The sequence below is a fragment of the Streptomyces gobitricini genome, assembly GCF_039532985.1.
GTDB classification, from domain to species: domain Bacteria; phylum Actinomycetota; class Actinomycetes; order Streptomycetales; family Streptomycetaceae; genus Streptomyces; species Streptomyces gobitricini.
Window position 1 is genome coordinate 263,539 of the sequence record NZ_BAAASR010000013.1, and the last position, 12,651, is coordinate 276,189.

Here is a 12,651-nt window from a genome sequence, read left to right on the forward strand (position 1 = left end):
TCCCCGCGATCCGGAAGGCTCGCGGGGGCCGTGTCGTCTGCTCAGCCGATCAGTTGCCCGGTCTTGACCGCTGTGACGAAGGAAGACCAGTCGTCTGCCGGGAACACGAGAACCGGGCCCCGCGGGGCCTTACTGTCCCGCACCGGGACGACGGAGGTGAAGTCGTCGGAAACCTCTACGCACGCGCCGCCATCCGAGTTGCTGTGGGAGCTCTTGCGCCAGGTCGCAGCGTTCAGGTCATTGGGTCGCACGGCACTTCCTCCAACAGGCGCAGGATGAACTTCCGCGACTCGGCAGGGGACAGAGCCATGTCGCGCACTGCATCGTAGGCACGTTGCAGCCGCTCAACAGACGCGCTTTCCTCGATCAGCTCGCCAGTGTGCGCGTTCTCTGTGTAGGCCACCGTACGGCCCTGCGCAAGCCGGAGGAACCACACGTCCGTGCTGTCGAGTCCGTACGGCCCGGCGCTGAACGGCAGCACGTGGATCGCCACGTCCGGCCGCTCTGCCATCTCTGCCAGGTAGTCGAGCTGGCCCTGCCACTCCCCGGCATCCCTCAAGCCCATCCTCAGCACAGCTTCCGAGAGGATCGTCCGAAACGGCGGCGCATCCTCCCCCTCCAGCAGCACCTTCCGGCTCATCCGCGCCTCGACCTGCTGGTCCAGCTCCTTCCCCTTGTACCCGCCCGCCGCCAGCACTTCTCGCGCGTACCCCGGCGTCTGCAGCAACCCCGGCACCACGCTCACCGCGAAGTGCCAGAGGCTCACCGCCTCCGCCTCCAGCTTCATGTACCGCCGGCACCGCTCCTTGAACTGCGACTTGTCCCCCGTCGCCAGCTCCCACAGGGTCATCAGGAAGTCAGGTGTCCCATAGAACGTGTCCAGCGCCTGGACGACCTCCGGGCTGCTGATCGTCTCGCCCTTCTCCATCTTCCCGAACAAGGACCAGTCCCAGCCCACCCGTTCCCCGAGCTGCCGCAGGCTCACCCGCCGCTCACCCCTCAGTCTCCGCAGCTCCTCCGCAAACCGTTGCCGTGGTTCCTGGCTGCGGCCGCTGATCACTCGTCGCTGCGGCATGACGCGCGCTCCCCTCCGAGTCGCTCGCACACGGGCAGAGGTGTGGACGGGGCGTGGAAGGTGTGGAACCGGCGTCGTACGCCGGGGAAGCACTTCCCCGTCCACGGCCCGCCCGCCCACATCCGGACACATCCTCGTCACACCCGGACTACGCAGCGTAATTCACCACACGTCAGCGGGCCGGAGAAACAGCGCAGTCCACCCACGAGGAGTGACCCCCATGGCACCCACCACACACAATCCGGCCAATACTCCGAAGGCCGTCCCCACCCCGCAGGTCCAGGAGGCCTTGGACGCCCGCGACGCTCTCGCTGCCGCGCTCAGCCGGGCCAGCATCCAGCTTCCCGCCATGGACATCCGTACCCCGTGGTTGGACGACCGCGAGGCAGAAGCGTCCTACGCCCTCGTCAACCTCGGGATTTGTTCGGCACCCGTCGCCCACGCGCTCGCCGCCGCGATTATGAACGGGCTGGCCACTTGACCGGCGGCAAGGCCGACCTCCCACCCGTCGGCGCCATCGTCCTCGACACCACCCGCAACCACGTGGGCCGCGTCATGGGCGCCGACGGCCCGTACCTCCAGCTCCGCCCTCTCGGCGGCGGTCGCGAGTGGGACGTCGAACCCACGCACCTTCATCCGCTCACCGGCGCGGAGCTGCTGAGCGCGCTCGTCGCCGAGGCCAACGCGCGCAGCTGGCGCAGGCGCAACCTCGGCAACGGGCCGCCGTCCGCGAGCTGAGCGAGTCCGGACCGGCGCCCTCCCCGTGATCCACACGCTGTCTTAAGATGACGGAAATCATCTCAGCGGCCCGACGGGCTTCCGTTCCGCTTAGCGGACTTCGAGGACATGCCCCCACCCGCACGAGCTTTTCTGTGCTGCCTGGGGGCCTGTCTTGCTGTTCCGTGAGTCCGCGGCGTCGGTTGCCGCCCGCACGCTCGAGGGTTCTCTGGCGCTGCTCCTGATCGAGAACTTCCGGCACAAGCACAGTCACCAGCCCGGCGGCTCCGAGGTGCGCTCCTGGGAGCGCAGCCTTCCCGCGCTCGCGAACGCTCTGGTCGAGGCCGGGCTCGGCGATGTCGAGGTGATGGTCGAGTACGGGCTGCCCCTCACCAGCAAGCGGGCGGACGCGATACTGGCCGGCGTCCGCCCCACCACCGGCGAGCCGTCGTACGTCGTGGTGGAGCTCAAGCAGTGGAGCGAGGCGCACCCTGAGGAGGAGGACCCGCTCCTCTGCCGGATCGATGCCTACCCGCACCCCGTTCTGAACCCGATCGAGCAGGTCAGGGGCTACTGCGAGTACCTGCTGTCCTTCAACGGGGCCGTGGAGCGGACTCCCGAAGCCGTCGCAGGTGTGGCCTACCTGCACAACGCCACCGAGTTCGGGGTCGGCTCGCTGCGGACCGTGCCCGAGACGCTCCACGGGCGCATGTACACCGGCGATGAGCGCGGCGCGTTCCTGGACTTCCTGCGTTCGCGCCTCGCGCCCAAGCCGGGTGCCGAGGCCGCCGACGTACTCCTGCAAGGCAAGGTGCGGCCCTCCAAGCAGCTGATGAGCGTCGCGGCGGCCGAGGTGCGGGAGCGGGAGCAGTTCGTGCTGCTCGACGAGCAGCGGCTCGCGTACGAGCTGGTCATGTCGGCCGTACGGAAGGCGCAGCGCGCCAACCACAAGCAGGTCATCGTGGTGACCGGCGGTCCCGGGTCCGGCAAGAGCGTGATCGCGATGCAGCTGCTCGGAGAGCTGTACCGTCGCGGTGTCCCCGCGCTGCACGCGACCGGGTCGCAGTCGTTCACCAAGACGATGCGCAAGGTCGCCGGGGCGCGGAAGCCCGAGGTGCAGAAGCTGTTCAAGTACTTCAACAGCTTCATGGAGGCCGAGCCGAACGACCTCGACGTGCTGATCTGCGACGAGGCGCACCGGCTCCGCATCACCTCGGCCAACCGCTACACGAAGGCCGCTCTGCGCACCGGCAAGCCGCAGGTGTCCGAGCTGATCGACGCGGCCCGGGTGCCGGTGTTCCTGCTCGACCAGCACCAGGTGGTGCGGCCGGGCGAGATGGGGACCGAGGAGCAGATCCGGCAGGCCGCCGCCGCGCACGGTCTCGAGTGCACGGTGGTGGACCTGGACAGCCAGTTCCGCTGCGGCGGCAGTGACGCGTACGTGCGGTGGGTCGCGGATCTGCTCGGTCTGGAGGGAGAGACGCCGACGCTCTGGGAGCCGGACGGCAAGGTGGAGCTGCGGGTCGCCGACAGCCCTCAGGAGCTCGAGGATTTCCTCGTCGCGCGCCGTGACGAGGGCTACGGGGCCCGGATGTCGGCCGGCTACTGCTGGCGGTGGACGACGAAGATCACCCCGGACATGCAGGCGCTGCCCGCCGATGTCGTCATCGGGGACTGGGCCCGGCCGTGGAACGTGTACGGGGACCGGTCGGTGCTCGGGGCGCCGCCGGCGCCGCTGTGGGCGACCGACAAGGCCGGTTTCGGTCAGGTGGGCTGTGTGTACACGGCGCAGGGCTTCGAGTACGACTGGTCCGGTGTGATCATGGGGCCCGATCTGGTGTGGCGTACCGACCGGTGGGTGGTGGACCGTGCAGCGTCGAAGGACCCGTCGTTCACCAAGGCGACGCCCGACGCCCACATCGACCTGCTCGTCAGGAACACGTACAAGGTGCTGCTGACCCGGGGGATGGTCGGCACGATCATCTACTCGACGGATCCGGAGACGCGGGAGAAGCTGCGGTCGCTGATCCCTCCGGCGTAGGGCGCGAGGGACCGTCCCCGTTCCCGTCGGACTGACGTCCGACGGGCCTCCGACAACCGGTGTCCGAAAACGGTCAACCGCTGTCAGACCGACGCCATACGATCGGACGAGCTTCAAGCATCACATCAGTACCGTCGGCAGCGCCCGCCCGTCGAGAGTGAGACCGTCCATGGCCCAGCAGCCGCCCCTGCTCCGCGATGTCATCGACATCAAGGAGAAAGTCTCCACCTCGGACTTCGTGCTCCAGCTCGCGGAGGCGACGACCTCCGAGGGTGCCGAGCGCGCGCTCCGGGACTACGTGGTCACGGAGCGGCTCCTGGAGAACTTCGACGAGGCGCTCGGCCTGATCAAGTCGGCGCTCGACGGGGCCACGTCCAAGGCCGCCTACCTCCACGGCTCCTTCGGTTCCGGTAAGTCGCACTTCATGGCCGTGCTCCACGCGCTGCTCAGCGGCAGCCCGGCCGCCCGTGCGCGCGAGGACTTCGACCCGGTGCTGACGAAGCACGAATGGCTCGGCACGGACGGGAAGAAGTTCCTGCTCGTGCCGTACCACATGCTCGGGGCCAAGGCACTGGAGCAGCGGGTCCTCGGCGGGTACGTCAGCCACGTCAAGAAGCTGCACCCGGAGGCGCCAACACCGCAGGTGTACCGGACGGACGCCCTCTTCGAGGACATCCGGTCGATGCGGGCGCGCATGGGCGATCAGGCGGTCATCGCCGGCCTCGCCTCGCTGGACGGGTCCGACGAGGCGGACGGCGAGGAAGAGGACGAATGGGGCGAGTCCCTCGCCTGGGCGTGGACGCCGGAGCTGCTCGACACCGCGCTCGCCGCGGAGGAGGTTCACGAGAGCGGCACGGCCCTGAACCTGGTCCGGCCGTCCACCCCCTCCGAGCTGCGGGCACGACTCGTGCGCGACGCGAGCACGAATCTGCTGCCCGGCTTCGCGAAGAACGCGGCCGAGGACGAGCACGGGTTCATCTCGCTCGACGCCGGCCTGTCCGTGATCGCCGAGCACGCGAAGGGGCTCGGCTACGACGGACTGATCCTGTTCCTCGACGAGCTGATCCTGTGGCTCGCGACGCTGATCCACGACCAGAAGTTCGTGGCCCGCGAGGCAAGCAAGATCACGAACTTCGTCGAGGGTGGCGATGCCCGCCGTGCCATCCCGGTGGTCTCCTTCATCGCCCGCCAGCGTGACCTGCGCGAGCTCGTCGGCGAGGAGGTGTCCGGTGCGGCGGAGTCCTCCATCCAGGACACGCTCAACCTGGCCTCGGGCCGGTTCGACAAGATCACCCTGGAGGACCGCAACCTCCCGCAGGTCGCCCACGCCCGCCTCCTGCAGCCGAAGGACGCCGACGCCGCGGCGCTCATCAAGGCGGAGTTCGACAAGACGCGCAAGGTCCGGCAGGAGGTCTGGGACACCCTGCTCGGTTCCGACCGGGGTGCGGACGGCGTCGGCGCGGACGAGGAGAGCTTCCGGCTCACGTACCCCTTCTCGCCGGCCTTCATGGACACCCTCGTGCACGTGTCCTCCGCGCTGCAGCGCAACCGCACCGGTATGAAGCTGATGGGACAGCTGCTCGCCAACCACCGCAACGAGCTGCGACTCGGCGACCTGATCCCGGTCGGCGACCTGTACCCGCTGATCACCGCGGGCGGCGACAAGCCGTTCACCGACAGTCTGAAGGTCGTCTTCGAGGCGGCGGACAAGCTGTACAAGACCAAGCTGCGCCCCTACCTCCTCCTCACGCACAACGTGTCGGAGGAGGACATCGAGAAGTACACCAACCGCCCGGACGACATCACCGACCCCGCGCTGCGCGGCCGGATCAAGCTGTTCGTCGGCGACAACCGCATCGTCGGTACGCTGCTCCTTTCCGCTCTCGCCCCGAGCGTCCCCGCGCTCTCCGAGCTCACGATCCGCCGCCTGTCGGCCCTCAACTACGGCTCTGTCGTCGCCCCGATCCCCGGCCGCGAGTACGGCATCCTGAAGAACAAGATCGCGGAGTGGGCAGGACGCTTCCCGGAGATCAAGGAGACCGGCACCGAGGCCAACCCGGGTGTCCGTCTCGAACTGTCCGGCGTGGACGTGGACTCGGTCATCGCCAACGCCCAGATCAACGACAACCCCGGCAACCGCAACGCGCTCGCCAAGCGGCTCCTCGCCGAAGAACTCGGCATCACGCAAGGGCAGTTGATCGACGAGCTGAGCCTGGTCTGGCGTGGCACCGAGCGCAGCGTCGAAGTGATCTTCGGCAATGTCGTGGACGAGGACGAGCTGCCCGATCACGATCTGATGCCCCAGCTCGACGGGCGCTGGCGGCTCGTGATCGACCTGCCCTTCGACGAGGGTGAATACGGGCCGGTCGAGGACGCCGAGCGCATGCGACGGCTGCGCGAGAAGCAGGGCGAGCCGTCCCGTACGGTCGCCTGGCTGCCCACCCACCTCTCCAACCAGCGGTACGCCGACTTCCGCCGCCTCGTCGTCATCGACAAGGCGCTCGCGGACGAGCAGCGCTTCGACGGGCAGTACGCGGGACATCTGAGCCCCGACAACCGGGCCCGGGCCAAGGGGCTCCTGGAGACACAGCGGGAGTCCCTGCTCAAGAACGTCAAGGCGGCCTTCAAGCAGGCCTACGGGCTCGCCGAGAAGAAGGCCACCGATGTGGAGCTCGGGTTCGCCGAGCATCTGCAGTCGCTGCGTGCGGTCGACGGGCTGACGCTCTCCTTCGGCCAGTCGCTGCGCGACGGCATCCGGCACATCGTCGGCAAGCTGCTTGCGAGCCAGTTCCCGGAGCACCCGGACCTCGACCCCGACGGCACCGGTACCGCCGTCCGGCAGGCCGATGCCAAGAAGGTCTTCGGCCACGTCCAGGCAGCGGTCGAGGCACGCGACGGGCGGGCCGAGATCCCGGCCACCGACCGGAACCTGATGCGCAGGGTCGCCGGGCCGCTGCGGCTCGGCCGGCAGAAGGAGGCGTACTTCGAGCTCTCCCGCTACTGGGCCGACCACTTCCAGCAGCTGGCCCGCGAGCAGGGCGTGACCGGCGACCTCAGCCTGATCACTCTGACCGACTGGACGGACCGGCCGACTCCGCGCGGCCTGCCGGCCTTCCTCAGTCGGCTTGTCGTGGCCTCGTTCGCCGAGATGGACGACCGGGTGTGGGTACGGGCGGGCATGCCGCTCGACCCTCCTCCGGGGCTGAACGAGATCAGGGAGCAGGACTCTCTGCGGAGCCAGCCGCTTCCATCGGAGGAGGACTGGGACACTGCCCGGCAGCGGTTCACGACCGTATTCGGTGTCCCCGCGCCGACGCTGCGCCGTGGTCGCATGGTGAACCAGCTGGCCAGGCTGATCGCCACCGAGGCCGGCAAGTACCGCGAGGAGGCCCGCCAGCTGGTGGTGGAGCTGGAGCGGCATGCCGGCTTCCTCCAGCTGGACGAGACGGTGGAGACGGGACGGCTCACCATCGCCCGCAGGGCCGTGGAGCTGCTCGACGTGCTCACCCGCTCGGCCGGTCAGGGTGCCGCGGGGGCCAGGAAGACGGTCGAGGCGCTCGCCGCCTTCGACTTCGGTCCCGTCAGCCCCGATCGCTTCGGTACGTCCATCAAGCAGGCCGGTACAGTGGCCCAGTCGCTGGACTCGGCCTCCTGGAGCACGCTCGACCTGGCCTCGTCCGAAGGGCCCGAGGGCGAGGCGCTGCTCGAGTCCCTCCGTAACGCCGCGCGCAGCGACCAGCGGACCAACGACCTCAAGGACGCCCTGGCGCGCGCTCAGCGTGACGTTCTCGCACTCGTGAAGCGGAACCGTGCCGCGGCCACCCCGCCGCCCGCTCCCGCTCCCCCGGCTCCACGGCCCGGCGACATCGCCCTGGACACTCCGACCAGTCACCCGAAGGTGCCCGAGGAGACCGAGCCGAAGGCCGGTCCCGCTTCCGGCGTCAGCGGCACGAGTACTCGGGTGCGCTGGTCCGGCGGCGGCCGGACGACGGCAGTGCGGGCCGTCGCGGAGCTCCAGGCGGAACTCGCAGAACTGGTCGCCCAGGAGCCCGGCGCCACGATCGAGATCACCTGGCGGGTGGTCGAGTCATGAGCACGGTCGCCACCGGCACGGTCGCGGTACGGCTGAACCTCGCGACGATCACCCAGTACCTGTCCGCCCAGTCCTCCCTGGCCGACGCTCTCGCCGGGCGTGGCAGGCGTCGCGTCGTCCTGCTGCGCTCCACTCCGCGGTGGGAGGGGCCCGGCGATCCGGCCTGGGGTGACGGGCAGTCCGCTCGCGTCGTGGCGGCGCCGTCCCCGCTCGCGGTGCACGAGCTGGTGCTCGACCATCTCGCCGACCGGGCGGCGGGTCCGGCCGTCCTCGTCGTCCTCACGGACCGGGAGCAGAACGAACTCGACCCGGCGATCCTCGCCCGGGCCCACAAGCAGCGCATCGACGCGGTCGACAGCTGGGACGTGGTCCGTGATGCCTTCGGTGCTCAGCAGGTGGATCCGCGACTCAAGGAGGACAACTGGGCCGCGGAGTCGCTGTTGGATGCCGCTCCGCCGGCCGGCTGGAGCCGCCTCGGCGGCGGTCTGCTGTCCCGGTCCGTCGCGCTGTCCGCTCTCGCGCTGCGGCGCCTACGGCTCGGGCCGTACCGAGACGAACAGGAGAACGGCCCGCGGGATCACACCGCGGCGACCGACAGCCTGGACACGCACGCTCTGCTCGGCTGGTCGCTGACGCCGACCGGGCCCGAGAGGTTCCTCGAGCTGCGCGGACCCGAGCGCTCCGGACTCGTGTCGTTCCTCGGCGAACCGGACCAGGCCGGGCTCGCAGGCCAGGCGATCCTCGCCCTGGTCGAGGCGGAACACGGACCTGACGCCGTCCCCTTCGGTCTGGTGTGCTCCGCGCTGTGGTGTCACGCAGAGCCGGACGCTGCGACGTACACGGCACGCGGTCGGGCCGAGCGCTGGTTCGGCGAGCGGCCCCCGGCGAAGGGCGAGCAGTTCGACGTGCTGGCGGCCGCCTTCGGCCGGGCCGCGGAGGACTACGTCACGGGACTGCTGGCCAGGGCGGGCAGGGCCGGTGGCGATGGCTCCGACGAAGCGCGTGAGGCACGCAGGATCAGCGAGACGGCCCTGGACCGGGCCTCGGTACTGGTGCGCCAGTTCGGAGCGGAGACCGCGGCCGAGGCGAGTCCCGTCCTGTCCGTGGGTCTGGAAGCCAGGTTCAAGGCCGCCGGCCAGGCGCTTGCCGCGCGCGAGCCTGGAGCGCTGGCCCGCGCGGTCACTGCTCTGGGAGATCACCGGCGGGCGAAGGGTCCGGAGATCAGGGCGCGGGTCGAGCGGGCGAGGATGAGTCAGCGGCTCGTCCAGTGGTTGAGCATCGAATCGATCGACGCGAACCGGCCGGTGTTCGACGCGATACAGCACCACGTCCAGGAGACGGGCTGGGTCGACCGTGCCCTGGAGCACATCGAAGCCGGCGGCGACCCCGATCCCGCGCTCGCCGCCGCGTACGACTCGCTCGCCGCTCGGGTGCGCGAGCGCCGCCGCGAGATCGACCGCGACTTCGCCCACACGCTGGCGACGTGGACGGCTGGGGGAACCGGGCCCGGTACAGGGCTGGTCGTGGAGAACTTCCTGGAGCGGGTCGTGAAGCCCGTCGTCCAGGGCCCCGGCGACCGACGGGTGCTGCTGCTTGTCCTCGACGGCATGAGTGCGGCCATCGCCACCGAGCTGGGTGAAGAACTGCGCGCCTCGTGGGCGGAGTTCGACCCAGTGGAGAAGGGGAGCCCGCGGCGCCGGGCCATGGCCGCTGCCCTGCCGACGCTGACGGCCGTCTCCCGGACCTCTCTCTTCGCGGGTCGGCTCATGCAGGGATCGCAGAAGGACGAGGCTCAGCTGTTTCCCCGGCTTCCGCTCTGGGGCGGAGCGCCCGCCGCTGTCTTCCACAAGGACGACCTGCGGGCGGAGAGCGCGGGTGAGACGTTCGGCCCGGCCCTCAGCAAGGCGCTGGCAGACGGCCGTACGCATGTCGCGGTGGTCCTCAACGCCATCGACGACCGGCTCGCGAAGGAGCAGAAGCTCGGCGACGGGTCCTGGCATGCGGCGCACATCCCGGGGCTTCTGGACCTGATGCGGGTCGCGGCGGAGCAGGGCATGGCCGTACTCATCACCAGTGACCACGGGCATGTGGTGGACCGGCACGGGGTAAAGGTCGAGGCCGGGTCGCCGCTGTCCGCCCGTCACCGAACTCCGGGTGGTGACACCGGCCCCGCGGAGATCGAGCTGCGAGGGAGTCGGGTCGTCGCGCCCGAGCCCGGCGCCTCGATCGTCGCTCTGTGGGATGCCGATTCCCGGTACACAGCCCGGAAGGCCGGCTACCACGGGGGCGCGTCAATCGCCGAATTCACCATCCCCGTCCTCGCGTTTCTGCCGTTCGGGGCCACCCCGCCACCGGCATGGCGGGAGCTGGGCGACCAGCGGCCCCTCTGGTGGCACCTGGGGGCGAGGGCGTCCCAGCCCGTGGCTGCCCCGGCGCCCCAGCCGACCGTATCCGCGAAGCGTCCGGCCAAGCAGAAGTCCAGCAAGGAGCAGGAGCGGCTGGCGCGTACCCACGACTCGCTGTTCGACGTCGCCCTCGTTCCGGCAGCGGAGCATGAGGACGCGCTGATGACTGCTGCCGTGGTCGACCCCGGCGACGCCCTGGTCGCGGCGCTGTTCGCATCGGAGACGTTCAAAGGTCAGCAGGAGCTGCTCGCGCGCAAGCCCCCCGAGGGCAAGCTGAAGCAGGCGATTCGCGCCCTGATCGATGCCGGTGGCACCCTGCCGGTGACGGCCCTGGCCCAGCGCGTGTCGTATCCGACGACACGAGCCGACGGGTTCGCCGCCATCCTGCGTCAGCTCCTCAACTACGACGGCGTACAGGTCCTGGAGACGCTGCCGGACGGCAGAACGGTCCGCCTCGACCTGCCCTTGCTGCGCGTGCAGTTCGACCTCGACTGACCGTCCCGTCCGCCCGATTTCCCGATCCTTCACGATGAGCCAGGAGCCATGAGCGCCAACGACCGTGTTCTGATCAACCAGATGATCGACGAGTGGCGGAACGCCCGGGCCGTCCCCCTGTCGTTCGATGCCGCCTTCGAACGGTTCGCAAGCGAACACGCATTGCACGGATTCGGCCTGTCGGAGGAGGAGATAGAGGCAGGCATCATCGGGGGCGGGAACGACGGCGGCGTCGACGGCGCGTACGTGTTCCTCGGCGGCCGGCTCCTGCACGAGGACAGCGAGATCTTCCAGCAGTCGTCGGCCGTGTCACAGGTGGAGGCCGGAACGCAGCTGACTCTGTGGCTCGTTCAGGCCAAGACGAGCCCCGCCTTTTCCGAGCTGGCACTGGACCGCGTGGCCGCCACCTGCAAGGACCTCCTGAACATGGAGGTCGACGAGAGTGCGGTGTCGATCCTCTACAACGAGGACCTCCTGGCCCGCTTCAAGCTGTTCCGCGAGGCTTTGAAGCGACTCGCGCACCGCCACCCGACGATGCTGATCAAGTTCTCGTACGTGACACGCGGCGAAGCCTCCGAGGTCCACGTCAAAGTGCAGACGAAGGCGAAGCTGCTGGAGGCGCAGCTCACCCAGGCGTTCGCCATCTCGACAGGCGAGGTGGAGTTCCTGGGCCCGGCCGAGCTCTGGAAGCGGGCCAGCACTCTTCCCTCCTACACCTTGGAGCTTCCGTATCGGGAGAGCATCACCCACGGCACCAGTCACATCGCGCTGGTCGGCCTGGGCGAGTACATCGACTTCCTCAGCGACGAGACCGGCACGATCAAGTCGCACATCTTCGACTGGAACGTCCGCGACTACCAGGGCAACGTCGAGGTCAACCGGGAGATCACCGCGTCTCTCCAAAAGGCCGACGCGCCCGAGTTCTGGTGGCTGAACAACGGCATCACGATCGTGTGCTCCCAGGCCACGTCGGTCGGCAAGCGCCTGAGTCTCTCCGATGTGCAGATCGTCAATGGCCTCCAGACCTCGTACACGCTCCACGAGACGTTGCGCGAGCTGTACGCCGCCGAGCCGAGCGACCCCGTCTTCGACCGGCTGGTGCAGGTGCGCATCCTCGTCACGGCCGATCAGGCGGCCCGCGATGCCGTGATCCGTGCCACCAACCGGCAAACCAGCGTGCCCGTCGCCTCCCTGCGGGCCACCGATGACATCCAGCGGCAGATCGAGTCGTACTTCTTCGAGCACGAGTGGTTCTACGACCGCCGCAAGAACTTCTACCGGAATCAGGGAAAGCCCGCCGACCGCATCATCAGCATCCCGCTCCTCGCCCAGTCCGTGATGGCGATGGCTCTGGGGCAACCCGACCATGCGCGCGCCCGACCGTCCAGCTTGTTGAAGTCGGACACGGACTACCGGCGGGTGTTCTCCGAGAAGACGGAGCTCCCCGTGTACCTCTGGCTCGCCAGGGCGCAGCGGCAGGTGGACGAGTTCCTCCAGTCGACCTCGGAGCCCGTCTCCCGCTCGGAGTACACCAACCTCCACTTCCATCTGGCCATGCTCGGTGCGGTCGATCTGGTCGGCCGTGTGTTCAACAGGCCGGACATGCTGGGCAACGCCGCCCGGGAGGACGTCTTCCCTACTCCCGCGCGTCTCGAGTCCCTGTGGACTTCGCTCCGCAAGCAGTTCGACCTCTTCCAGCAGGACCGGCAGTGGGGGCCGGACAAGACCGCGAAGAGCGCGGACTTCGTCGCCCACCTGACGACGACGCTCGGCTACGGCAGCCTGCGCCGACGATGACGCAACCGGGAGCCGGGTCCGTGGCGGA

The 12,651-nt window shown here is 69.2% G+C and carries 8 protein-coding genes; 6 read left to right on the top strand and 2 right to left on the bottom strand.

All coding sequences use genetic code 11. The annotated features are described in order from the left end of the window. Positions 1–41: 41 nt before the first annotated feature. Positions 42–251: a DUF397 domain-containing protein gene (locus ABD347_RS10800; protein ID WP_344359544.1), complete on the bottom strand. Its 210-nt coding sequence runs from the start codon at positions 249–251 to the stop codon at positions 42–44. Then, positions 233–1,075, bottom strand: a complete 843-nt coding sequence (locus tag ABD347_RS10805; RefSeq protein ID WP_344359547.1) for a DUF5753 domain-containing protein — start codon at positions 1,073–1,075, stop codon at positions 233–235. The genes ABD347_RS10800 and ABD347_RS10805 overlap by 19 nt, the downstream gene beginning before the upstream one ends. A 220-nt stretch (positions 1,076–1,295) precedes the next feature. Between ABD347_RS10805 and ABD347_RS10810 the strand changes: the two genes are divergently transcribed. From ABD347_RS10810 to ABD347_RS10835, 6 genes are all read left to right on the top strand, one after another. After that, positions 1,296–1,556 carry a hypothetical protein gene (locus tag ABD347_RS10810; RefSeq protein ID WP_344359549.1) on the top strand — a complete coding sequence of 87 codons (261 nt, stop codon included), beginning with the start codon at positions 1,296–1,298 and terminating at the stop codon, positions 1,554–1,556. Positions 1,557–1,630: 74 nt separating this feature from the next. Then, positions 1,631–1,813, top strand: coding sequence for a hypothetical protein (locus tag ABD347_RS10815; protein ID WP_344359857.1), 183 nt, complete (start codon positions 1,631–1,633; stop codon positions 1,811–1,813). Between the two features lie 154 nt (positions 1,814–1,967). Continuing rightward, positions 1,968–3,833 carry a DNA/RNA helicase domain-containing protein gene (locus tag ABD347_RS10820; RefSeq protein ID WP_344359551.1) on the top strand — a complete coding sequence of 622 codons (1,866 nt, stop codon included), beginning with the start codon at positions 1,968–1,970 and terminating at the stop codon, positions 3,831–3,833. A gap of 169 nt (positions 3,834–4,002) precedes the next feature. After that, the gene (gene pglY, locus ABD347_RS10825) at positions 4,003–7,926 is read left to right on the top strand and encodes a BREX-2 system ATPase PglY (RefSeq protein WP_344359554.1); all 3,924 of its coding nucleotides are present in this window, start codon (positions 4,003–4,005) and stop codon (positions 7,924–7,926) included. Beyond that, entirely contained in the window at positions 7,923–10,826 is a 2,904-nt protein-coding gene (gene pglZ, locus ABD347_RS10830; protein ID WP_344359556.1) for a BREX-2 system phosphatase PglZ, read from the top strand. The genes pglY and pglZ overlap by 4 nt, the downstream gene beginning before the upstream one ends. A 48-nt stretch (positions 10,827–10,874) precedes the next feature. Continuing rightward, entirely contained in the window at positions 10,875–12,623 is a 1,749-nt protein-coding gene (locus ABD347_RS10835) for an AIPR family protein (RefSeq protein WP_344359559.1), read from the top strand. The last annotated feature ends 28 nt before the right edge of the window (positions 12,624–12,651 follow it).